Annotated in this window: 20 protein-coding genes; 17 read left to right on the top strand and 3 right to left on the bottom strand. The window is 40.3% G+C overall.

Annotated elements, in window-relative coordinates; all coding sequences use genetic code 11:
- Nucleotides 1-185: 185 nt before the first annotated feature.
- The 3 genes from BK575_RS19535 to BK575_RS19525 are packed head-to-tail and all read left to right on the top strand — an operon-like array spanning nt 186 to nt 3,742.
- Nucleotides 186-938: a DeoR/GlpR family DNA-binding transcription regulator gene (locus tag BK575_RS19535; protein WP_078412915.1), complete on the top strand. Its 753-nt coding sequence runs from the start codon at nt 186-188 to the stop codon at nt 936-938.
- On the top strand, nt 935-1,846 hold the full coding sequence (gene pfkB / locus BK575_RS19530; RefSeq protein ID WP_078412913.1) for a 1-phosphofructokinase: 912 nt from the start codon (nt 935-937) through the stop codon (nt 1,844-1,846). The genes BK575_RS19535 and pfkB overlap by 4 nt, the downstream gene beginning before the upstream one ends.
- A gap of 12 nt (nt 1,847-1,858) precedes the next feature.
- Complete coding sequence (locus BK575_RS19525) at nt 1,859-3,742, top strand: PTS fructose transporter subunit IIABC (protein ID WP_078412911.1); 1,884 nt, start codon at nt 1,859-1,861, stop codon at nt 3,740-3,742.
- 216 nt (nt 3,743-3,958) lie between these two features.
- On the opposite strand, the gene BK575_RS19520 is transcribed toward BK575_RS19525, so the two are convergent.
- Complete coding sequence (locus tag BK575_RS19520) at nt 3,959-4,183, bottom strand: small, acid-soluble spore protein, alpha/beta type (RefSeq protein ID WP_169907903.1); 225 nt, start codon at nt 4,181-4,183, stop codon at nt 3,959-3,961.
- Nucleotides 4,184-4,553: 370 nt separating this feature from the next.
- Nucleotides 4,554-5,450: a LysR family transcriptional regulator gene (locus BK575_RS19515; RefSeq protein ID WP_078412909.1), complete on the bottom strand. Its 897-nt coding sequence runs from the start codon at nt 5,448-5,450 to the stop codon at nt 4,554-4,556.
- 171 nt (nt 5,451-5,621) lie between these two features.
- Between BK575_RS19515 and BK575_RS19510 the strand changes: the two genes are divergently transcribed.
- Entirely contained in the window at nt 5,622-8,516 is a 2,895-nt protein-coding gene (locus tag BK575_RS19510; protein ID WP_078412907.1) for a 2-oxoglutarate dehydrogenase E1 component, read from the top strand.
- Between the two features lie 79 nt (nt 8,517-8,595).
- The gene (gene odhB / locus BK575_RS19505; protein ID WP_078412905.1) at nt 8,596-9,837 is read left to right on the top strand and encodes a 2-oxoglutarate dehydrogenase complex dihydrolipoyllysine-residue succinyltransferase; all 1,242 of its coding nucleotides are present in this window, start codon (nt 8,596-8,598) and stop codon (nt 9,835-9,837) included.
- Nucleotides 9,838-10,203: 366 nt separating this feature from the next.
- Here odhB and BK575_RS19500 read toward each other — a convergent pair whose 3' ends face one another.
- Nucleotides 10,204-10,989, bottom strand: coding sequence for a TrmB family transcriptional regulator (locus tag BK575_RS19500; protein ID WP_078414877.1), 786 nt, complete (start codon nt 10,987-10,989; stop codon nt 10,204-10,206).
- 113 nt (nt 10,990-11,102) lie between these two features.
- On the opposite strand from BK575_RS19500, the gene BK575_RS19495 reads away from it, so the two are divergent.
- From BK575_RS19495 to BK575_RS19440, 12 genes are all read left to right on the top strand, one after another.
- Nucleotides 11,103-11,870 carry a TSUP family transporter gene (locus BK575_RS19495; RefSeq protein ID WP_078412903.1) on the top strand — a complete coding sequence of 256 codons (768 nt, stop codon included), beginning with the start codon at nt 11,103-11,105 and terminating at the stop codon, nt 11,868-11,870.
- A gap of 215 nt (nt 11,871-12,085) precedes the next feature.
- Nucleotides 12,086-13,099: a LacI family DNA-binding transcriptional regulator gene (locus BK575_RS19490; protein WP_078412901.1), complete on the top strand. Its 1,014-nt coding sequence runs from the start codon at nt 12,086-12,088 to the stop codon at nt 13,097-13,099.
- Between the two features lie 484 nt (nt 13,100-13,583).
- Nucleotides 13,584-14,429 carry a sugar phosphate isomerase/epimerase family protein gene (locus BK575_RS19485; RefSeq protein ID WP_078412899.1) on the top strand — a complete coding sequence of 282 codons (846 nt, stop codon included), beginning with the start codon at nt 13,584-13,586 and terminating at the stop codon, nt 14,427-14,429.
- A 71-nt stretch (nt 14,430-14,500) separates the two neighbouring features.
- Complete coding sequence (locus BK575_RS19480) at nt 14,501-15,478, top strand: sugar ABC transporter substrate-binding protein (protein WP_078412897.1); 978 nt, start codon at nt 14,501-14,503, stop codon at nt 15,476-15,478.
- A gap of 604 nt (nt 15,479-16,082) precedes the next feature.
- Nucleotides 16,083-17,705, top strand: coding sequence for a nickel ABC transporter substrate-binding protein (nikA, locus tag BK575_RS19475; protein ID WP_078412895.1), 1,623 nt, complete (start codon nt 16,083-16,085; stop codon nt 17,703-17,705).
- Between the two features lie 19 nt (nt 17,706-17,724).
- Nucleotides 17,725-18,669, top strand: coding sequence for a nickel ABC transporter permease subunit NikB (gene nikB / locus BK575_RS19470; protein ID WP_078412892.1), 945 nt, complete (start codon nt 17,725-17,727; stop codon nt 18,667-18,669).
- The gene (gene nikC / locus BK575_RS19465; protein WP_078412890.1) at nt 18,666-19,499 is read left to right on the top strand and encodes a nickel ABC transporter permease subunit NikC; all 834 of its coding nucleotides are present in this window, start codon (nt 18,666-18,668) and stop codon (nt 19,497-19,499) included. The genes nikB and nikC overlap by 4 nt, the downstream gene beginning before the upstream one ends.
- A gap of 15 nt (nt 19,500-19,514) precedes the next feature.
- The gene (gene nikD / locus BK575_RS19460; protein ID WP_078414876.1) at nt 19,515-20,342 is read left to right on the top strand and encodes a nickel import ATP-binding protein NikD; all 828 of its coding nucleotides are present in this window, start codon (nt 19,515-19,517) and stop codon (nt 20,340-20,342) included.
- An 18-nt stretch (nt 20,343-20,360) separates the two neighbouring features.
- Nucleotides 20,361-21,182: a nickel import ATP-binding protein NikE gene (gene nikE, locus BK575_RS19455; RefSeq protein WP_078412888.1), complete on the top strand. Its 822-nt coding sequence runs from the start codon at nt 20,361-20,363 to the stop codon at nt 21,180-21,182.
- A gap of 304 nt (nt 21,183-21,486) precedes the next feature.
- Nucleotides 21,487-22,803 carry an MATE family efflux transporter gene (locus tag BK575_RS19450; RefSeq protein ID WP_078412885.1) on the top strand — a complete coding sequence of 439 codons (1,317 nt, stop codon included), beginning with the start codon at nt 21,487-21,489 and terminating at the stop codon, nt 22,801-22,803.
- Nucleotides 22,804-23,076: 273 nt separating this feature from the next.
- On the top strand, nt 23,077-23,730 hold the full coding sequence (locus tag BK575_RS19445; RefSeq protein ID WP_078412883.1) for a 5-bromo-4-chloroindolyl phosphate hydrolysis family protein: 654 nt from the start codon (nt 23,077-23,079) through the stop codon (nt 23,728-23,730).
- Between the two features lie 24 nt (nt 23,731-23,754).
- A complete protein-coding gene (locus BK575_RS19440; protein WP_078412881.1) occupies nt 23,755-24,906 on the top strand; it encodes a toxic anion resistance protein in 1,152 nt (383 codons plus the stop codon).
- Nucleotides 24,907-25,069 lie beyond the last annotated feature (163 nt).

The raw sequence follows: 25,069 nt of genomic DNA, 5'->3' as shown, positions 1-25,069 counted from the left end.
TCTTTGCTCGTTTTGGACACCCCATTTTTTAGTTCATATGATTTGTTTTTAAGGTGAAAAATAAGAACACGAAGGAAAATGAAAGGATTTGAATAATTTTGATCACTTTTGAAAGAAAATGATTGATTTTTGGAAAGGGTTACATTATGATATGAGTACAGAGAATCATTAAGGAGGTGAAAGTGATGTTAACACCTGAACGACATCGCTTAATCCTTGATTTATTAAAACAGCAAGAGATTGTTAAAATACAAGAGTTAACAGATATCACAAACTCCTCCGAATCAACGATTAGACGAGATTTGATTCAATTGGAGCAATCTAAATTCCTGAAACGTGTTCACGGAGGGGCAGCAAGGCTTCAAGGGAAATTATCAGAGCCGAGCATTATTGAAAAATCCTCCAAAAACCTTCAGGAGAAAATGGAAATCGCAGAATTTGCTGCAAGTTTTGTAGAAGACGGCGATTGTATTTATTTAGATGCAGGGACAACCGTGTATCAGATGATTCCATATTTAATTCAAAAAGAAATCGTCGTTGTAACAAATGGTCTTCATTATCTTGATTCTTTATTGGAACACGGAATTAAAACATATTTAGTCGGCGGAGAAATCAAATATAAAACAAAGGCGATGATAGGGAGGGGAGCTCTCATCAGTCTTGAAAACTACCGCTTTGACAAATGTTTTATGGGTGTAAACGGCATTCATATAACATATGGATATACGACTCCAGATCCGGAAGAGGCATTAATTAAACAAACAGCGATTCGATTATCCCGTGAAGCATATGTGCTGGCAGATCAATCGAAATTTAATGAGATCTCATTTGCGAAAATTGTCGATTTAAATGAAGCTACAATTTTGACAAGTAAGACAGAGGCAGACATCTTGAAATCTTTCGAGACAGAAACATCAATAAAGGTTGTGACACAATGATTTATACAATGACATTAAATCCATCTATCGATTATATTGTGGAACTTGATTCTTTTGAATTAGGCGGACTGAATAAGATTGGAAAAGAAGCGAAGTTTCCAGGAGGAAAAGGAATTAACGTTTCCCAAGTCCTTCATAGATTGGGAACAAGCAGCAAGGCATTAGGGTTTGTCGGCGGTTTTACAGGAAAATACATTTCCGATTCTTTAAAAGAGAAAGGAATTTCCGCTGATTTCGTTCCTGTTCAAGGAGACACTCGAATTAACATTAAATTAAAGACAGGACAAGAAACAGAAATTAATGGGCAGGGTCCCGCGATAAGCACAGAAGAGCTATCCCGTTTAATGCAAATGGTGGAAAAGCTGACTTCTGAAGATCTTCTTGTTTTAGCAGGGAGCATTCCGAAATCCGTTCCAGCCTCTATTTATGAAACGATGGCGAAAATTGCCGAAAAGAGAGAGGTAAAAGTGGTCGTAGATGCGACAGGAGAGGTACTTATGAACGTACTTCCACATCGTCCATTTCTCATCAAGCCGAACCATCATGAATTGGGAGAATTATTTGGGGTAACAATTGAAACGGTAGAAGAGGCAGTCCCTTATGGAAAACGTCTCGTTGAAATGGGGGCGCAGCACGTTATCGTATCCCTTGCAGGAGAAGGGGCCCTTTTATTCAGCAAAGAAACTTCACTCTATGCAAATGTCCCGAAAGGAACGGTCAAAAATTCGGTTGGAGCGGGAGATTCTGTGGTAGGTGGATTCCTAAGTTCATATGTGAAAACAGGCGATGTGAAAGAATCCTTTAAATATGGAGTGGCATCAGGAAGTGCAACTGCATTTTCACTTGAGTTATGTACAAAAGAGCAAGTAGAGGAACTGCTTCCACAAATTGAGCTTGCAGAAGTGTAAGGGGGAGAAATTATGAGAATTACAGAGCTTTTAAAGAAAGATACCATCATTTTAAACCTATCTTCTTCTTCAAAAGAAGCGGTAATTGATGAGTTAGTAAATAAATTAGATCAAGCCGGCAAATTGGCTGATAGAGAAGAATTCAAAAAAGCCATCTTAGCGCGTGAAGCACAAAGCACGACAGGAATCGGCGAAGGAATTGCCATTCCGCATGCGAAAACAAAGGCTGTTCAAACACCGGCGCTTGCGTTCGGGCGTTCGAAGACGGGTGTCGATTATGAATCATTAGACGGCCAGCCAAGTCATCTGTTTTTCATGATTGCAGCCCCTGAAGGAGCAAATAATGCCCATCTTGAAACGTTATCACGTCTTTCAACTTTATTAATGGATTCTTCTTTCAGAGAGAAGCTTTTGGCAGTTGAAACAGAAGAAGATGTATTGGCATTAATCGATAGTCAAGACAAAGGTGATGAAGAGGAAGAAGCGGCTGTTGAACAAAAGGAAGAAAAAAGCACGAAAGGAAAAGTGCTGGCAGTTACGGCTTGTCCAACAGGAATTGCTCATACGTATATGGCAGCAGATGCGTTAAAAGCCAAAGCGAAAGAAATGGGTGTGGATATTAAAGTCGAAACAAACGGTTCAACAGGCGTTAAAAACGCTTTAACGGCTGAGGATATCGAGAATGCTTCTACGATTATTGTTGCTGCTGATAAGCAGGTAGAAATGGAGCGCTTTAAAGGGAAGCATGTAATCCAAGTTCCGGTTGCAGATGGAATCCGCAAATCAAAAGAATTGATTGATCGCGCGGTAAAACAAGATGCTCCGATCTACCAGGGGTCAGAATCAGGCGGCCAGTCTTCAGGGCAGGAAAAAGAAAAGCGTTCAGGCTTTTACAAACATTTAATGAATGGTGTTTCCAATATGCTTCCGTTCGTTGTCGGCGGGGGGATTTTAATCGCCATTTCCTTCATGTTCGGTATTAAAGCATTCGATCCAAATGATCCATCATATCATCCGATTGCTGAAGCGTTAATGACTATTGGCGGTACGAATGCATTCGGATTAATGATTCCAGTGCTGGCAGGATTTATTGCAATGAGTATTGCAGATCGTCCGGGATTTGCACCAGGTATGGTCGGCGGATTTATGGCCGCAACAGGCGGAGCGGGATTCTTAGGCGGGCTAATCGCCGGTTTCCTTGCGGGTTATCTTGTAGTAGGATTGAAAAAAGTATTCAGCGGTCTTCCGCAATCATTTGAAGGAATTAAGCCGGTTCTTCTTTATCCGTTATTCGGTATTTTATTAACAGGTTTAATCATGTTGTTCATCGTTATTGATCCGGTTAAAGCGTTAAACGAAGGATTAACTTCATGGTTAAAAGGAATGGGTACAGGAAACTTAGTACTGTTAGGGTTAATCCTTGGCGGAATGATGTCTATCGACATGGGAGGACCAATCAACAAAGCGGCCTTTACATTCGGTATCGCGATGATCGATGCAGGCAATTTCGCTCCGCATGCGGCAATTATGGCCGGCGGTATGGTTCCTCCATTAGGGTTGGCGATTGCGACGACATTGTTCAAAAACAAGTTTACGAAAGCTGAAAAAGAGGCAGGAAAAACGTGTTACATTATGGGTGCATCGTTTATTACAGAAGGAGCGATTCCTTTTGCAGCGGCAGATCCAGGGCGTGTGATTCCAGCTACGGTTATCGGTTCAGCTGTAGCGGGTGCTTTAACGATGGTATTCGGAATTGGACTTCCGGCTCCTCATGGTGGATTATTCGTTATTCCGGTTGTAGATGGAAATCCGTTTTTATACGTTCTAGCTATCTTAATTGGTGCAATCGTAACGGCTCTTATAGTAGGCGTATTGAAAAAGCCAGTAAATGAATAAAGGGATTAAACAGCCCGTTGTCGGTGCAAGACCGACAACGGGCTGTTTCGTTTTGTTTGAAGGCGGATATTGTTAGCGTAATATAGAGAAAATGAGGAAAGGATTTCGGATGGATCCTGGAAAAGAAATCAAATCATAAACAATGGCGACTGTGAAAGTCGCCATTGTTTATGTGAAGCTTCAGCCTATCCGAATATAGATCGGATGAACTTTCAATTAGTGCAGGCGTCCGGTGCCGCCTAATTTTTGTTCTGCCATTTGAACTAAACGTTTCGTGATTTCGCCACCGACAGAACCATTGGCGCGTGATGTCGTGTCAGGCCCAAGCTGCACTCCAAACTCACGAGCGATTTCATACTTCATTTGTTGAAGAGCTGCTTCTGCACTTGATACTAATACTTCATTGCTGTTATTGCTTCTGCTTATGTTACGATTTACCATGTATGGCACCTCCTAGGTGATTTAATTATATTGTTTTGCCTATTTTATAAAATATACTTGGTAATAATAGGTAAATAAAAACGTGCTTGATTATGTTTTCAACCAACGATTTCCGTTTTAGCTTTAGCAGTGCTGATGAGGGAGAAGACAAATTGACCAGTTTGGCAGTGATTGTTTCATTCCTTGTCGGTTGAGCTTGAATTTTGTTAGGAATGATGACTTGAAATGGAGTAGATTGATAAACATAAAACATCCTTAGAACCAAAGGGTCTAAGGATGTTTTAATGTCCAGAAACGGTTGTTATGCAAGCTAAAATGTATAGAATATGCTCTGTTTTTTTGCATTATGAGTAAAGCTAAACCTGATAGATTACCTCTCTGTTATATCATCTTTCCAATCAAAGTTCTCTATAAAGTTTACGAATGCTTTCACAACATTCCATTCCAGCGATTCCTTATGATAATACATCCACGTTCTTCGCAATATCGGCTCCCCTTTTTGATCAGTTAAGGCGACTTTATGCAAACCTTCAATTTCGTTAAGGATTCTGCTCGATAAGATACCGTAGCCGAGACCGTTTATCACCATTTCCTTGCAAGTATCAACTTGGTCGACTTCTATACTAATAAAGGGGGGTTCTACATAGTTTTCAGTCCACCAATTATCAATTAATGACTTTAATAAGTAGTCGCCTCTATATTCGATTCTAGGAAGGCGGGGGAGCTCAGCGATATTGATTTCATCCTTTGACGCAATACAGATGGTTTCTTCAAATAACCGGTGCTTCGTTAATCCTCTCCAGCCATAATCTCCCCGAACGAAGCTGATATGAACATCCTTATTGTGGATCAGGTGAGTTACATCTTTGCTCCATCCTGTAATTACTTTGAACTCCACATGAGGATACTTCATTTTAAATAGTTTCAAAACATAAGGAAGTTCATAATTGGCAAAAAAATTCGATACTCCTAGTTTCAATGTCCCTACAACCTCATTGCCTACGTTATTGCTCATGTTGAAGACCGTCTCTTTTATTTTTTGATAATGGGCAAGGGCCTCTTCTGCACAGTGGACAAGATATTCTCCTTGGGGGGTAAAATGAATGCCTCTGCTTTCACGGGTTACAATTTGAACACCCAGCTCTTCTTGCATATGCTTTAAACGATTTGTTAGGGCTGGCTGCGTAATATACAAAAGCCGTGCTGCCTTCGTTAAATTTTTTTGAGTATAGAGAACCTTCAGTATTTCCCAATCACGATAATCCATTATTTCACCCAATCTAAGCCATATAAAAGTTTTTTATAGGTAATTATAATTTTTTAGCATTTTATTTATTTCAATTATTGCATTACTCTTAGTCATAGGCAATCAATAATTACTCAATTAAATGATGCGATAAAAATAGTGGAATAAAACACAAGCTTGGAGGCATTGTGAATGATAGTACAGAAAAATCAACAAAATCCATGGGAGAACTTTCATGGTCCAAACCTTGGCTATGTGATTGAACAATATGAGCGGTACATGAATGGTGCAGACGCTGTTGATCCAGCATTGAAAGAGCTTTTTATTCAATGGGGCTCACCTTTGACTTCGGAAACAAATTACACGCAAGAAGCCGTTAACTATGTGTCTGTTAACCCAGACCATTCGGTAAATATCGAAAAAGTGCTGAAAGTGGTAAAGCTGCTGGACAACATTCGTTCACATGGACATTTAGCGGCCAATATGAATCCATTAGAAGCGAAAGCACAAGAGCAGCACTTGTTTAATCCAGAAAAATACGGGTTAAGTGAGGATGATTTGAAAGCGATTTCGGCTAAGACGGTGTGGGAGGATGCACCAGAAGGCGTTCAAACGGCATTGGATGCTGTGAACCGATTAAAGGGTGTTTATGCTTCCTCTTTAGCTTACGAGTTTGACCACGTTCATCATATGGAAGAGCGAACTTGGTTAACTCAGATGGTGGAGACGGGTGCTCTGCATCGTTCATTATCAAAAGAAGAGCGCACAAGCCTTTTGAAAAGGCTGACAGAAGTCGAAGGCTTTGAACAATTTTTGCATAAAACCTTTGTCGGCCAAAAAAGATTCTCCATTGAAGGAGTAGACATGCTTGTACCGATGCTGGATGAAGCAGTTCGTGAAAGTGCCGAAGACGGAGCACGTAATATCGTGATTGGAATGGCGCACCGTGGACGCTTAAGTGTCTTAGCGCATGTGTTAGAAAAACCATACAGCCAGATGTTTGCTGAGTTTCAGCACTCTTCGGCCAAGCAGCAAGGCCCGTCGGAAGATTTATTTAACGTGAGTGAGGGCTGGACTGGAGATGTGAAATATCATTTAGGTAGAAATCGCTTTATAGAAGGGGCCGAGAGCGTTCGTACGCGCATTACTTTAGCGAATAATCCGAGTCATTTGGAATTCGTCGATCCAGTTGTCGAAGGGTTTGCAAGAGCGGCTCAGGAGGAACGACATAAAGCTGGTTATCCCGAGCAGGATACTTCGAAAGCATTTGCGATTTTGGTCCATGGCGATGCAGCGTTCCCTGGTCAGGGAATTGTATCAGAAACCTTGAATTTAGGGGGATTAAAAGGATATCAAACAGGAGGTACCCTCCATATCATTGCAAATAACATGGTCGGCTTTACGACAGACAGCCATGATTCCCGTTCAACGAGATATGCGAGTGACCTGGCGAAAGGGTTTGAGATTCCGATTGTTCATGTGAATGCAGACGATCCAGAAGCTTGCATTAAAGCCGTACACCTTGCGTATCAATACCGGGCTCGCTTCCAAAAAGATTTTTTGATTGACTTGGTCGGCTACCGACGCTTCGGTCATAATGAAATGGATGACCCAGCCGTCACCCAGCCGCAAGTCTACAAAAAAATCGCAAATCATCCAACTGTAAGAGCATTGTATGCTGATCAATTACAAGCAAAAGGAATCATCAGTCAAGAGGAAACAGAACAAATCAGCCGCAGTGTGCAAGAAACATTACAGGCTGAATATGCTCAAGTTTCAGAGAAGAAAAAGGATGGGCCTGCCGCAGAAGCAGAGGTGCCGATGGTCATCGCCAAAGGCATTCCAGTGATGGAAACAGGCGTTTCACTTGATACCCTTCGCGAATTAAACCGTGATTTACTGAAGTGGCCGGAAGGATTTCATGTATATCCAAAATTAAAACGCATTTTGGAGCGCCGTGAAAATGCCTTGGAGGAAAACGGTAAAGTAGAATGGGCGGTAGCAGAAGCATTGGCATTTGCCACTATGTTAAAAGAAGGCACGCCGATTCGTCTGACAGGGCAAGATTCAGAGCGCGGAACGTTTGCCCAGCGGCACATTGTACTGCATGATACGGAAACGAACGAGACCTTTTCACCGCTGCATCGTCTGCCGCAAGCCCGCGCTTCGTTTGCCGTTCATAATAGTCCGCTGTCAGAGGCAGCTGTTGTCGGTTTTGAATACGGCTATAATGTCTTCGCTCCTGAAACATTCGTGATGTGGGAAGCGCAATACGGAGACTTCGCCAATACGGCACAGCCTCTTTTCGATCAATTTGTTTCAGCAGCAAGAGCGAAATGGGGGCAAAAGTCAGGGCTTGTTCTCCTGCTGCCTCATGGGTATGAAGGGCAAGGACCAGAGCACTCCAGTGCCCGCCCGGAACGCTTTTTACAGCTGGCGGCGGAAAACAACTGGACGGTCGCGAACGTAACGAGTGCCGCTCAATATTTTCATATTTTACGTCGTCAAGCCGCCATTTTGGGAACAGAGTTTGTTCGTCCATTGGTCATGATGACACCGAAAAGTTTGCTGCGCCATCCTTTAGTCTCTTCTTCAGGCACAGAATTGAGTGAAGGACATTTCCAAACCGCAGTGGAACAGCCGGGACTTGGAAAAGAAACAGGTAAAGTGAAGAGATTAGTGTTAACTACAGGAAAAATGGCCATCGATTTGGCAGTGGAAATTGAATCAAGTCAAGAAAAACGAAATCTGGATGAGGTGCATATCGTTCGTATCGAACAATTGTATCCATTTCCTAAGGAAAAAGTGGAAGCTATTTTGCAGCGTTACCCGAACTTAGAGGAAATCGTATGGGTACAGGAAGAACCGAAAAATATGGGAGCCTGGCATTATATCGCTCCTACTCTTTATGAACTGGCATCTGACAGCTTGAAAGTAGGCTATATAGGACGTCCGGATCGCTCCAGCCCTTCAGGCGGCGACCCGCATGTTCATAAGAGAGAACAAGAACGCATTGTCCACCAAGCGTTGTACGACATTCAGGCATCAACACAGCAAAAACAAGAAGAAGTATTGCTCAAGAACTAACCACTGAACCAGAAGCAAAATACTTAGTAAAAAAACGAGTGTAATAGAACGTTTCATAAAACCAGGGAGGATATCCAACATGATTGAAATTAAAGTACCAGAGCTCGCAGAATCCATTTCAGAAGGAACCGTCTTACAATGGCTCATTAATGTAGGGGACAAAGTGAACAAAGGAGAAAGTGTAGTTGAACTAGAAACCGATAAAGTGAATATTGAAGTGAATACAGACTACACAGGTGTGGTAACGCAAGTATTAAAAGAACCGGGCGATACAGTAGAGGTAGGCGATGTCATTGCCATTTTAGAAGAGAATGTGGCAGAAGGCGCCGCTCCGGTTGTTCCAGCAGCCGCTCCAGAAACACCGAAAGAAGAAGCGGCCCCTGCTCCAGCAGTATCGGAAGTTTCAAAAGCAGCACGTCCAATCGCTTCACCGGCTGCAAGAAAACTGGCAAGAGAACGTGGAATTGATTTGAACGAAGTAAACAGCAGCGATCCGCTTGGCAGAATACGCCCGCATGATGTGAAAGCACATACACAGGCACCTGTTGTTAAAGAACAACCAAAAGCGGAAAAAGTTCAGCCAACGCCTAGCCCTATCCAAGTCCAAGCTGATCCTGATAAACCGGTAGAGCGTGTGAAAATGTCCCGCCGCCGTCAAACGATCGCCAAACGCCTGGTAGAGGTTCAGCATACAGCGGCGATGTTGACAACATTCAATGAAGTTGATATGACAGCTGTGATGAACTTACGTAAAAAACGAAAAGATGCATTTTTTGAAAAACATGATGTTCGTCTTGGATTCATGTCTTTCTTTACAAAAGCTGTAGTAGCAGCTTTAAAACAATTCCCGCTTTTAAATGCCGAAATTCAAGGGGATGAGCTGGTAGTTAAGAAATTTTATGATATCGGAATTGCAGTAGCAGCGCCAGAGGGATTAGTTGTGCCGGTTGTCCGTGATGCGAATCAGAAGAGCTTCGCTGATATTGAGCGGGAAATCAGTAACCTCGGCAAAAAAGCACGTGACAATGCCCTGACATTAAAAGAACTGCAAGGCGGAACATTCACCATTACAAACGGAGGGGTATTCGGTTCCTTAATGTCGACACCGATCTTAAACAGCCCTCAAGTGGGAATTCTCGGTATGCATAAGATTCAAACAAGACCGGTAGCCATCGATGCAGAACGAATGGAAAACCGCCCAATGATGTATATTGCTCTGTCGTACGATCACCGCATTGTCGATGGAAAAGAAGCAGTTAGCTTCCTGGCTACAGTAAAAGAGCTGTTGGAAGATCCAGAATCTTTATTATTAGAAGGATAAGAGATTGATTTAGAAAATTTGGCCTGGCCAAAGAGCAGCCATGTCAAATTTTCTAGACCTAAGCGGCTGACATCCCTCTTGCGGGGGTGGCGCCATCCGCATAGGTGAACCTTTGTGGGCAGATTCAAGTGGTCTGGATGACCGATTGTGAATACCTTTTGATGGAATAAAACATGTCGAGTTATTAAGTGGAATATATAGATAACAGATTGTGAACGTCTCTCGATAGGGTGAAGATGTATCGAGTCATTAAGTAACATTATATATGGAAATGATTTCCCTGTAAGAAGTGTTCTAGATTCTTACCGGGGAGGCATAGAGAATATGGACAAAATAAGCTCCTCCCATCTGATTGGGAGGAGCTTATTATTCTTCCATAAAGAAGGTTTTTCGCTCTGCGGTAATCCATTGTTCCAAATCATCTTGGCTGCGCCGCACAAGCCGATTTACTAATACATCATGCCATATATAATCCTCTAATAAGTAAATATGAACAGGGTCATCTGTGTAAAAGGCCATACTGCGTTCTTCTAATGAAGGGCCGTAAATCATTTCTTTCGCATCAATGGACAGAATAAACCAGTGCTCACTAGAAGGGGTTTCGGTAAAGTTCGTAATGCGATGAACGTCTACATGTTCAATGGGATTTTCAACATGAAGCGTGATGCCTTGCACTTTGACCCGAGCAGCCGTTTGCTCCAAATCCTCCTTCAACGCATCGTACATATCATCCCACATCGAAATAACAACACGCTTTTCGGCTTTTTTGAGTAATGCCTGACAGTAGCTAATAATCGTTTCACGATCCTTTAATGTCATCACACGATTGCCGGGCTTGTTCTCGGTTATTTCAAGATGCTTTAACGATTCACTTATCGCTTTATAATTAGATTCCCAATTTGATTGAGCCTTTTGTAGAAAGACATCAACAGGCAGCGGAGAATATTGAGCGCTATCATCTATTTCTTCTTTTAAGACAATTCCTTTTTCAACCAAACTGTTTAACACATCATAAATTCGTGCACGTGGAACTCCAGAATCCTTGCTAACTTGATAGGCCGTAACCGTTCCTTGTTTAACGAGAGAAACATAAGCTTTAGCTTCGTATTCGTTAAACTCTAGTTTTTTTAGCTGTTGTACCAAATTTTCCACTTTTCTTCCTCCCATAATCAACTATTCCTATCATACCAAATTTATAATGACTATTTACAATAATAAATATTTTAGGTACTATTTCAGTAGTTACTAAGAGAGAGGTTGATTATATGCTATTTGATTTAGATCCATCGTTATTAATTATTTTAATTATCTTTGGTTTTTTAGCAGCATTTATCGATTCCGTTGTTGGAGGCGGCGGGTTGATTGCCTTGCCAGCCTTGCTATTTACAGGCCTGACGCCAGCAGCAGCTGTTGCAACGAATAAACTGGCAGGGACAATAGGCTCTTTAACGAGTACGATTATGTTTTATCGTTCGGGCAAGCTTGATTTAACATCCGTTTATAAATTATTTCCACTCGTCTTTATTGGCTCGATGATTGGTGCGTGGACGGTCCATTTGATGAATCCTGAAGTCCTAAAGCCACTAATGCTTGTGATGCTTGCGGCTGTTGCAATTTATACGATTTTTAAGAAAGATTGGGGCAGTATTTCAACCTATAAAAAATTATCCATTCGCCATTTTATTATTTTTATGATTTTAATCTTTGCTATTGGTTTCTATGATGGATTTCTAGGTCCGGGAACAGGTTCATTTTTAATGTTTGCCTTTTTAATGATTGGATTTGATTTTTTAAAGGCGGCAGGGAATGCGAAGTTTTTAAACTTTGGCAGTAATATTGCTGCACTGTTAATGTTCATGTATTTAGGACAAATCAATTATGCCTATGGTTTACCAATGGGACTTGCACAAATAGCCGGTGCCATTTGCGGTTCAAAATTTGCCATTAAACAAGGAAGCGGCTATGTCCGTGTGCTGTTTATCGCAGTCACTTTTTTATTGTTGGCAAAAAATACTTATGATTATCTCCATTGATAAACACAAAAACTCCTTAGATTCATAGAGCCTAAGGAGTTTTTAATTGCTGAAGTTCATCCTTTTCTTTCTAATCATCAACCTTTTTAGGCAAAAGACTTTATTTTTATATTAAATCCAAATATAATTAAAACCAAAAGTAATCGGTTACCTTAAAAAGAATGGTTGTTTATTTATATTGTAAAAATCCAATAGGTATTGAGAGTGGGTTTAAAATGAAAATAACGATTTATGATGTAGCTAAAAAGGCTGGTGTTTCAACGGCGACTGTTTCTAAAATCATTAATAATACAGGCTCTATCAGTGAAAAAACGAAGCTGAAAGTTCAAAAAGTAATGGACGAATTACAATATCAGCCAAGCATGATTGCTTCTGCATTAAAAGGGAAAAGTACGTATACGATTGGATTACTCATTCCTGATCTTTCCAATCCAATATTTGCCGGATACGCCAAATATATAGAAGAGCGTGGGCAAGAACTAGGTTTTAGTGTAATGATGTGTAATACAGATGCCGATCCAGATAAAGAGCTTAAATATATATCGCTTTTAAAACAAAAACAAGTTGATGGAATAATCGTAGCGGCTAGATTTAAAAACATTAAACTTTTAAGAGAGTTAATTAAAGAAAAGTTCCCGCTTGCACTTATTGCACAAGATTTACCAGCTCTCCCCATCGACAGTGTTACAGTTGATGACTATTTAGGCGGTTATCAGGTGACGGAATACTTACTATCATTAGGTCATAGAAACATAGGAGTGGTTGCCGAGGGAGATAGAAGCAGCCAAGGTCGTATAAAAGGGTACCGTCAAGCGTTAATTGACGCAGGGGTAAAAACGGATGGAAATTTGATAGTGGTGTGTGATCAGTCCACAAGGGAATGCGCTAGAATAAACGCGGGACGATTACTCGATTTAGAGAAGCGTCCAACCGCTATTTTTGGCTGCAATGATTTGTTGGCAATTGGTGTTATGCAAGCTTCACAGGAACGTGGTTTAACGATTCCAAACGATTTATCCGTGATTGGATTTGACAATACGGAGTTATCCGAAGTTGTAGTTCCTCCCTTAACAACTGTACAACAGCCGCTTAGAGATATTGGTCATCATGTGGTAGATTTGTTAACTCAAAAAATTGAAGGAAAAAGTAAAACGACACATCGGGTAGTTCTGTTGCCGGACCTTGTTATTCGTCAATCAACTGCGCAGATAGAAAGTGTGAAAAACTAAATAGAAAATGGAATGAAAAAGAAGATGACTCAAAGGATTTTATTGCGAATCCGAGTCATCTTTTTTTATCCTGCATCAACAGGAAGTAAGACCCCACTGATGAAAGTTTCCGTTATGTTGAAATAGGTATTACTGGGGTGTAGAGAAAATATTGACCTTTCTAAATCATATAACACATGACCAATCCTATAAGAAAGGGAAACCAAAAAAATGAAATTAAAATATTTTCTGAATTCACTATTGAAAACGCTTCAATAATAATATAAACTCTTTTTAAGAGGTAATCGGTTACTTTATATCCATAAAAAATTACCTAAGTTAGGTGGTGTATTTACAATCACTTCAGTAGTTTTCTATATAGTATAAGGCTAATATTAATGATAAAACCTGTAATGTCACTTAAGATTCTTAATTAATCGGTTACCTAAAGGTGATGAGGTTGTGTGGTCTAAAAAATCAAAATCTATGAGGATGGGAGATACATATGAAATTCTCTATTTGCAGTTGGACTTTTGGAAATGCACCAATTGAAGAGGTCATGAAATTTGTAGCGAAAACCGGTTATGATGCCATTGAAATTCGTGCAGCAGTGGACCGCTATAATTGGACTGAACTATTACAGCTTTCTAAAGATTTATCCTTGGAAATCGGGGGATTGACTGGTGATACAGGATGGCCGAATGAGGAACAGGATTTAGCGAATCGAAATCCTCTTAATAGAAGAAAAGCTGTTGATTATTTCAAGCGGCAAATTGAAGCAGTAAAGCTAGTAGAAGGCAGATATATTGTCGTATGTCCTTCGGCTGTAGGAAAAACAGCACTGATGGGAAATCCAGGGGAAGATTGGAAGTGGGCGATGGAGTCCGTTCACCAATTAACCGATTTAGCAAGCGCATTGGATGTAACTCTTGTCATTGAACCTTTAAACCGTTACGAAAGTTGTATCGTAAATAGCGCCGAAGACGCTTTGCGATTTGTTCAAGAGGTGAATCATCCGAAGGTTAAGACACTGTTGGATACGTATCACATGAATATTGAAGATCAAGATATGGAAGCGCCATTTGAAAAATTGAAAGATCATCTAGAGATTATTCATGTTGCTGACAGCAATCGTCAAGCCTTGGGAAGAGGGCATATTAACTTTGAAAAAGTCGTTTCTGGTATTAAGAAATCCGGCTTTAATAAAACGATTGTTGTGGAGTGCTCTGCTCCGGGGGCCAATCCATTCCAAGCAGATAAAGGTCCTTTAGCAATGAAATCGATTAACACATATGCAGTTGAATCTCTTGCGTATCTAAAGAGGTCTTTTGAAGAAGTAGTTTCAAAGTAAAAGCGCAGCCTGCTTAATAAAGAAAAAATAAAATCATTGAGAGTAGGAAACTGTATGAGGGGGGATTTTTTATGAAAAAGATATTGAGTATTCCTTTCATTTTGCTTATTAGTTTCATCGCATTAGTTGGATGTGGAAGCAAAGAAACAGGATCGCAAGACGGCAATACCGGTTCGAATAGTGGAGAATTAGAAGTTGGGGTTATTTTAAAAGCGCTAAACAGTGATTACTGGAAATTCGTCGAAGCAGGTGCAAAAGCAGCCGGAGAGGAATATGGAGTGAAGGTGAATGTCCTTGGTCCGCCAGCTGAAACGCAGTTCATGGAACAAGTATCGATGATGGAAGATCAACTTACTCAAGGTGTAGATGCGCTTCTTGTAGCTCCAAGTCAGCCTGCTTCAGCAATGCCTGTTTTTGAACAAGCGAAAGCTTCAAATATTCCTGTCCTATTGCTTGATACGGACGCTGACTTTGAAGACAAAGTATCGTTTATTGGAACAGGTAATTATGACGCTGGCCGTTTAGGTGGAGAGTTTATTGCGAAGCAAGTGAAAAAAGGCGACACGGTAGCCATTATTCGCGGGGCAAAAGGAGATAACACTCACGATGACCGTACAAAGGGAGCGGAGGAAGTGTTAAAGGAGAAAGGAATTAAAGTGGTTGTTCAGCCTGCTGACTCCGACCGTGCGAAAGCCGCAAATGTAATGGAAAATATTTTGACAGCTCACCCGGATGTCACAGCTGTATATGCGACTAGTGAAGAAATGGCTCTAGGTGCATTGCGTACAGTTCAGGATAAAAATAAAGATGTTTTAGTCATTGGTTTTGATGGAACGCCTGAAGGTTTAGAATCGATTAAAAACGGTGGTTTAACTGCTACTGTTGCCCAAGATCCTTATATGATTGGCTATTTAGGTGTGGAGTCTGCTTATAAGAATACCAAAGGCGAGAAAGTTGAAAAACGTATCGATTCAGGAGCAGAGGTCATCACAAAAGAAACAGTCGAAGAGAAAATGGCTAAATTAAACGAATATTTAGGGAAACAGTAAATGGAAAGCATTTTGCAGATTTATCTCGCTATCAAAGGGGGAATCCCTGCTGATAACCTAAGGAATTTAAAAAACTTTTGTTCTAAATTATTTATGAAATTAACGACCCTTTTCTTTCAAAAGGAGGAAGGAATTCAGATTTAGGATAGGGTCAATCGTAAAATTACAATTTTATTTATAAACATAAAAAGTCTTTAGAATCTATATGGATCTAAGGACTTTTTGATTGCGGGGAACTAATTTTATATATTCCACTTAATAACTCGACACATCTTCATTCAATCGAGAGGCATCACAATCGGTGACTCGGACAACTTGAATTTGCTCTCAAGGGCTTTGAAAATTTGGTATAGCCATTCTTTGGTCATGTCGAACTTTTTAAATCGATCTATATAGATAAACTAACTTTCGATAGAAGCCATCCGCGTGCTGGAAAAACAAAAATTCACTAATAACAAGTGAAGTGTATTTATAAACTGTTTGAATTAATGATATAATATTACATTTCGTTCAGAAAGAAATTTCCGTTATTGCATTGACAACATTATGCATCCTGCTTAAAATTGAAAATGATTATCACCATCAAGTAGGAGGGAATAACACTTTGTTTAATGGAATAAAAAGTCGAAATATTTTAATAACAACCGTATTTATTTTAATTTTATCAACGCTATTACTTGGTTGTACAAATGCCAGCGATGATGATTCAGCATCAAAGGGCGATCATGACAACATGCTTACGATCGCTTGGCCGAGGGATGTAGGCGAAATGAATCCGCATGTTTATAATCCTTCACAATTATTTGCTCAGTCGATGGTGTATGAACCATTAGTAAGCTACCAGGATGGGGGCGAGCTAAAACCGCATCTAGCCGAGTCATGGGAAATCTCTGAAGACGGCAAAGTATATACGTTTCATCTACGGCAAGATGTGAAATTTTCTGACGGAACAAGCTTTAATGCAGAAATTGTGAAAAAAAACTTTGATACGATTTTGAAGAATGTTGAACTACATAGTTGGTTAGGTTTCTTAACGAAAATAGAACAAACGGATGTAATCGACGAAAATACGTTTCAACTGACATTAACCGAACCATATTATCCAACGATTCAGGAGTTAGCTGTTGTTCGACCAGTTCGTTTCTTGGGTGAAGCTGGATTCCCTGAAGATGGGGATACCTCAAAAGGTGTCGTTGAAGCGGTCGGTACAGGTCCATGGATGTTGGAAGAGTATAAAGCTGATGAATATGCTATTTACAAGCGTAATGAAAATTATTGGGGTGAGCTTCCAAAAGAAGAAAAAATCAAAGTGAAAATCATTCCTGATGCGGAAACGAGAGTACTTGCGTTTGAAAAAGGCGAGCTGGATTTGATTTACGGAGAAGGTGTCATTAGTTTAGATGCTTTCAAGCAATTAGAGTCTACTGGTAACTATGAAACTAGCATTTCGGAACCAGTCGCAACGAGACAACTTGTTATCAATTCAAAGAAAGAACAGCTTTCCGATGAACGCGTACGTCAAGCGTTACATTATGGTTTTAATAAAGAAGCAATGGTTGAAGGGATCACGTCTGGGTACGAAGAAAAAGCAGATCATATTTTACCGACAAATTTCCCTTACACGAAAGACATTGATGTTAATGTCATTGATTACGATGTAGAAAAAGCGAATTCGTTATTAGATGAAGCTGGATGGACGCTTTCTGAAGGGAAAACGGTTCGTGAAAAAGATGGACAGCCACTTGAAGTCGAGCTAATGTATGATTCAGCAGAATCGATTCAAAAAGCAATGGCAGAAACGCTCCAATCTGAGTGGGCAGCCATTGGTGTTAAATTAAACATTGTTGGGGTTGAACTAACAGAGCAAATTCAACGATTTAAAGCAAATGAATTTGACATTAATTTCTTTAGTAACTATGGTGCTCCTTATGATCCTCATACGTTCTTAAACATTGTTGCATCAGAAGGGTTTGGATTTAATGAGGCAATCTCAGCATATCCGAACAAAGACCAATTACTAAAACAAATAGCCGAGGTCCCTCAAACAACAGATGAGGAACAACGTCAACAGCTTTACTCGTCTATTTTGAAATCAATCCAAGACCAGGGAGCAATTGTTCCTATTTCTTATATTAAGAAAACAGCGATTTATCAAAAAGATGTTACGAATTTTACTTTCCCTGCTAATCGTGACGAACATCCATTCACAGGAATTAGCATCGAGTAGTAAGTAGCGGGAGGCTTTTATGGGCACCTATATATTGAAACGAATGATATCTATTATTCCGGTTTTTCTTTTGGCAACATTACTTACGACTGGAATGATTCACCTTTCACCGGTGGACCCGGCTGAGGCTTATTTAGCAGCTGCCCATATTCAACCGACAGATGAGATTTTGGCTCAGAAAAGACAAGAATTTGGTTTAGATCAACCATTCTTCATCCAATATGTAAACTCTATTATGAAGATATGCCAACTTGATTTTGGCATATCTTATGTTTCGAATAAACCAGTTTGGGATGAGGTTACATACCGAATCCCAGCGACCATTCAGTTGGCTCTAGGGAGTATCGTAATAGCGGTGCTCGTCAGTATCCCTCTAGGCTTTCTTGCTGGAGTAAAGAAAAATAGTGTAATCGACCACTTTAGCCGTATTCTCTCTTTTTTAGGGGCATCGATTCCCTCTTTTTGGCTGGGCTATATCTTGATTTTCTTCTTTTCTGTTAAACTTGACCTTTTTCCTGTTGAAGGAATTGGGACATGGCAACATCTTGTTCTACCTTCCGTTACACTGGCTCTTCCCTTAATTGCCATTTATACAAGATTGTTGCGTGCGAGTGTTCTGGAAAATTTACAAGAGCCGTATGTGTTATTTGCGCGGATAAGGGGATTGGAAGAAAAAACCATTATGACCAAGCATGTCTTACGGATTGCCATTTCCCCAATGATAACTGGACTTGGAATGAACCTTGGAAAACTGCTGACTGGAACGATTATCGTTGAAGCGGTTTTTTCTTGGCCAGGGTTTGGTCGTTATTTTATTGAAGCTATTTTTAATCGTGATATACCTGTCATTCAATGCTACGTACTGATTGCAGCTATTTTATTTATCGTTAGCAACTTACTTGTTGATCTTATTCAAATGTACATTGACCCGCGCATTTCCAGGAAAGAAGGATACCAGCAATGATAAAAAGGTTACGTAAACTATTTAGAAGTCAAAAAGTCATTCCAATATGTTCGTTCATATTAGGTCTTCTTTTTATCATCGCGGTATTTGCTCCCTGGATAGCGCCAAATGATCCGGTTGCTGTTAATTTAGCTTATAAACTGCAGCCTCCATCCTGGGAATTTCCATTAGGAACCGACCATTTAGGAAGATGTAACTTGTCACGCATTTTATATGGAGCACGCGTTTCATTAGGATTTGCCATGCTTATTTTCATTTCATCTTTAGCCATTGGTTTAATCGTTGGAACCTTTTCAGGGTATAAAGGCGGCTGGGTTGACCATGTTTTGATGAGATTTTGCGATGGGGTTATGGCTTTCCCGAGTCTTATCCTCATTCTTGGACTGGTTGGTATATTCGGACCTGGACTTCCGCAAGTCATCTTAGCGCTGATGCTTGTGCAATGGGTCTACTACGCGAGAATGTTCCGAGGAATGGTACTTAGTCTGAAAGAACAGAACTTTATTGCAGCTGCGAAAATAAGCGGTTCTTCTCAATGGAAGATTATCAAAAATCATATTGTCCCAAATGTGCTTCCTCCACTTGTCGTAATGGGTACATTAGAAATGGGCTGGGCCATCATGGATATATCTGCCATGTCGTTTCTTGGATTAGGAGTACAACCCCCAACACCTGAATGGGGAGCGATGATTCACGAAGGAAAATCGTATATTCGGACGAATCCAGAATTAATGCTTTATCCAGGATTGATCATTATGCTTGTTATTGTGACATTCAATTTATTGGGCGAAGCGTTATCAGAACGTTACGGTGTCAAACGTCGATTTTAAAAAGGAATGAGAATGTTGGGAACAGAACAGTCAAATGTGTTAGAAGTTAGAGATTTACATGTACAGGTAAAAACAAATACTGGTGCTGATACCCTCGTTCAAGATGTAAATTTTGAATTAAAGCGTGGGAGGGTACTTGGTCTTGTTGGAGAAAGTGGATGCGGTAAAACCGTTACAAGTATGTCCATTCTTCAGCTTTTTGATCGGAAAACGACAACGATTGAAGGTAGCATTACATTACAAGGACGGGAATTAAACGGTTTAGCAGATAAAGAAATGCGTAAAATTCGCGGCAAGGATATAGCCTTTATTATGCAAAATCCGATGAATGCTTTTACGCCTGTTTTTACGATTGGCCATCAATTTATTGAAACCATTCGCTCGCATACAGAGTGGAATAAAAAACAAGCAACGGAGCTTGCTGTTGAGGCGATGCAACATGTTAATTTACCAGACCCTGTTAAACTTTTAAACTACTATCCTTTTCAATTGAGTGGCGGTATGCTTCAACGGGTGATGATCGCTATGGCAGCATGCTTGCATCCGGCCGTTATTATTGCCGATGAACCAACAACCGCACTTGACGTAAATAATCAGAAGAAAGTGCTGCACCACTTAGATAAAATTCGCTCCGAATATGGTTCAGCCATTTTATTAATATCCCATGATCTCGGAGTCATTTCCGAAATGGCAGATGAAGTAGCCGTTATGCAGAATGGCAGAATAGTAGAAAAAGCGAATGTGTTTCAACTATTTGATGAGCCGCAGCATGAGTATACGAAGAAACTATTAAATGCGCGAACAATACTACATTTAGATGAATCTATCATTCATTTGGCTTGACTAATAAGAGGTGAAAAAATGAGTTTATTACAGGTAAATGATGTAACTCATAGCTACGGATCTCGAACGTTTTTCAACTGGAAAGACCGTTCTCCAAAAGTACTTTCCGGTATTTCCCTCTCTATTGAGGAAGGAACATGCCTAGGAATGCTTGGTACGAGCGGAGCCGGTAAAAGTACTTTAGGAAAAGTGATTCTTGGTTTGGAACGTCCCCAATATGGACAAGTTCTGTTTCAAGGGCATGATATTTATACTGCAGATAAGCTTACCCGCCAAAAAATCCGCCGTGACCTTCAAGTTGTCTTTCAGGATTCATATTCATCGGTTAACCCTCGAATGACAGCTGAACGTATTATTGCAGAGCCGCTGGAAAACTATGAAAAGTTGACAGTACTTGAACAAAAACGAACCGTTGTTGAATTATTGGAAAGGGTAGGGCTAAGTGAAGAGGATTTAAAAAAATACCCGCATCAATTCAGCGGTGGCCAATTGCAGAGAATTAATATTGCAAGAGCAATCTCACTCAAGCCCAAACTGATCGTCTTAGACGAATCTGTAAGCAGTCTAGATATGGTTAATCAAACCCTTATTTTAGAACTACTCAGGGAGCTGAAAGAAGACTTCGGGTTATCTTATCTCTTTATTACACATGATATTAAAGCTGCCTATACGATTAGTGATACATTAGGTGTACTAGAAAAAGGGGAACTAGTCGAACTTTACGAGTCAAAAAATCAGTTTTTTACTTCAGAACATCCTGTAGTAAAAAAGATGAGGGGTTCTATGCTTGCTGAGCACCCGCGTTTTCGTACGATTGGAACAAGGGTTAGCCATACTTAATTTAAAAGTAGTTACAGTTGCTCCGCATTAACGGGCCAATAAGACCTCCACCTCCGACGCACAGGATGTGCTAGCGAAGACGTGGAGATTGACGTCGAGTTTTTAGTCTTCGTTCTTTAGAATCATTGGAGAAGTTTAAGTCGGGGATAACTGCCCGTAAAAGCCCGATAAGATCAACTAACCATCAGTGGGAGATGAAAGAACCCTCACTGTTGAAAGTTTCCTTTATTCGAAGGCCTCGATTTCATTTACATAATCGGGGCTATTATTTTTATCTTAAAATTATAGAAAGGAGGTCTATCGGATGAATCATCGTGCGTATCTTGCTTTGGCGATTCCTCTAACGCTCTCAACCATGACGACGCCCTTATTAGGTGCTGTGGATACAGCCGTTGTCGGACAACTTCCCGATCCAGCTTATATTGGAGGCGTTGCAGTAGGGACCCTTATTTTTAATACTTTGTATTGGGTCTTCGGCTTTTTGCGGGTCAGCACATCTGCTTTTGCCGCACAAGCCAATGGGGCAAGCGACCCAGCTCAAGGAGTACTTGCTTTATCTCGTCCATTTTTATTGGCTGTAATTGTAGGTATGTGTTTTATTCTCTTACAATGGCCGATTGAATATGCAGCTCTCAAATTGATTGCTCCTGCTTCCGATGTAAGTCAGTTTGCAGTAGAATATTTTCGCATTCGAATATGGGGAGCACCCTTTACATTGATGAACTATGTTATTCTTGGCTGGTTAATGGGGATGGCTAAGATTAAACAATCTTTATGTTTACAAGTGTTAATGAATGTTTTAAATATGACTTTGGCCATTCTTTTTGTCCATGTCTTTTCTTTTGCTGTAAAAGGGGTCGCTGCGGCCACTTTGATTGCTGAGATTACAGCCTTCTTATTAGGGTTGTTTATTGTTTGGAAGGCATCACCGTTTGAATGGAAAATACCATCTATTCAAGCACTTATAGATACACAGTCTATGAAAAAGATGTTTAACGTTAACAAGGATTTGTTTATTCGAACGATTTGTTTATTAGTTGTTATTAATATGTTTACAGCAAAAGGTGCTTCGTTTGGTACAGAATTTCTAGCTGCCAACGCTGTATTATTTCAAATTCATTACATAATGGCTTATTTCTTTGATGGGTTCGCCAACGCCTCTAGTATTCTCGTCGGCAAGGCGGTAGGATCAAATGACAAAGAATTATATAAAAAAACGTTTACGTTATCAAGGCAATGGTCGGTGATCACTGCTTTTACCGTAGCTTGCGTATATGGATTATTTCAAGAACAAATTATTGGACTTTTTACAAAGTTACCTAGTGTTATCGAGCTTTCAACCAAATATGGAACATGGCTCATCATCTATCCGTTTGCTGCTTGTTTTGGCCTTGTCATTTACGGTGTCTTTACAGGAGCAACTGAAATTGCTCCGGTTCGAAACTCTATGATTTACGCAATGATTATTTATATCATTATACAAATCACAGTAACCCCTATCTGGCATAATCATGGTCTATGGCTTGCTTTTATCGTCTATACTATAGGGCGATCTGGATTCCTCGTCATGTATACTCCTAAATTAAATAAAAAACTGTTACAACTAAACGAAGGAATCTGAAAATTCCCTGACGAGAGAAAACACCGTTCAAGTACGAACGGTGTTTTAGTGTTAAAAGGGACTATGGAGAGTGAAATCGGTTAAAAATGGGATATATGAATTGGCATAAATCAATAAAGTTGATCCATACATACGAAACTTTTTGCTGTTGTCATTCGTATGAATAAATACAGGTTATGATTGGAATGTTGAAGAAAAATTCTTCCATAAAATACAAAAAGATAGAAAATATGATAACATTCTTTTATCAACAAAAATCGGAGTGAATGATAGATGAAAATTATTCGAAGCTTATTTCTATTCATGTTCAGCGGCCTTGTCGGTTTTGTTTCCATGCCCATTTCATTCTTTTGGCTGAATATCCCTTTTATCCAGTCGGTTCTAATCGGCATCGGAATTCCGGCTGTAACAGTCTTTTGGATGGGTGGACGTTTTTTATGGAAACGCATGAGGAATGTTGATCCATATAGGGAAGAACTGGCTTATGTAAAGTATCAACTGAAAGAAGCCAACAAAAAAGTGGCAGCAATTGGGGCATGCCGGTACAAAGTGCGATCTCTTACAGCCTGGATGAAAATCGCCAAGCTTCACAAGCTTGCAAAAGGAATTATTAAAGTTGTCGAAGAAGAGCCCGTCAGATACCGGGAAGTACAAGCCTTCTTTACACAGCATTTGCCCGCAACCGTCACGCTTGTCGACCGTTATACGTTTTTATTGAAACAGCCGGTCAGAAGCATTGAGTTAAAAGAGTCGCTTCGTGAAGCAGAGCTTTTACTCGATGAAATGGCAGAAAGCTCTCGGCAAGTGCTGCTCGATTCATTATCAAACGATATGATGAGCCTTGAGGTCGAACGGAAAATGTTGAAACAATCTTTTGAATATCAACCATCCGACTCGGCAGATTTGCCTGAGAATACGAATCAATAGGAAAAATAGAGGGAGAGAACATAGATGAGTGAACCCAAAAAAGATTATTTGGATGAACTGTTGGTAGATCCTTTCGCCAATACATCAACGCCGTCTTTCGCAGAGGAGGCTGCTCCAAAACCGAAAACGACATTTGAAATATTAACACCCGAGCATCGGGAAAAAGCGCGAAAAGTTGCCGAGCAAATCGATTATAAAAACCAGCAAGCCATTTTGCAGTACGGAGTGGCTGCCCAATCGGAGCTTTCCCAGTTTTCGCATTCCGTTTTGAATCATATTCAAAAGAAAGACACGGGACCCGTCGGAGAGGCCATTACGGAACTGATGCTGAAAATCAATCAAGTGAATCCCGAAGATTTCACGAAAAAACGAAAAGGTGTCGTTGGCCGCTTGTTTTCTTCTTTATCAAAGCCGATACATGGGATGTTTTCGAAATATCAAAGCATCAATGTCGAAATTGATAAAATCGCCGATAAGCTGGAAGGTGCCCGTCAAATGCTTATGCGCGATCTAATTATGCTTGATAACTTGTTTGAAAAAAATAAGCAGTTTTACGATGCGCTCAATATTTATATTGCAGCAGCCGAATACAAGTTAGAGTCTTTACAAAACGAAACACTGCCGACTCTGCAGCAAAAGGCTTCCAATACCAATGATTATTTGGCCATTCAGGAAGTGAATGATATCAATCATTTTATCAATCGTCTTGAAAAGCGGGTGCATGACTTGCAATTGAGCCGTCAAATCGCCATTCAAAGCGCTCCGCAAATTCGTCTCATTCAAGAAGTAAACCAGACGCTTGTGGAGAAAGTCCAAAGTTCTATTTTAACGGCCATTCCTTTATGGAAAAATCAAGTGGTCATCGCATTGACGCTGCTTAGACAGAAAACGGCGATGGAAGCACAGCGCCAAGTGTCCAAGACGACGAATGATTTGTTGACGAGAAATTCCGAACTGCTGAAACAAAACACGATCGATGTCGCAAAAGAAAATGAGCGGGGCATTGTCGATATCGAGACATTAAAGCGTACACAGGAGAACTTATTGAGTACGCTTGAAGAGGTACTGCAAATTCAGCAAGATGGACGGATAAAGCGGCAGGAAGCGGAACGTGAGCTTGCCGATATGGAGCAGGACTTAAAAACGAAATTACTCAATATCAATCCGCGTAATTAGTTTGATGGGGGAAATTCCCCCATCAAACTAATTATCCATAAGGAAGGGACCCATAACCAAAATGGGCCCCTTTTTTATGTGAAAAACTTTTTATTTTAACATGGATAAAATATAGCTAAACAGGAAGACGCTAAAGGGTTCTAGTGCAAGCAGATAATAGAAT

The organism is Priestia abyssalis (assembly GCF_002019595.1).
GTDB classification, from domain to species: Bacteria; Bacillota; Bacilli; order Bacillales; family Bacillaceae_H; genus Bacillus_BA; species Bacillus_BA abyssalis.
This window is presented reverse-complemented; position numbering and strand designations above follow the sequence as displayed.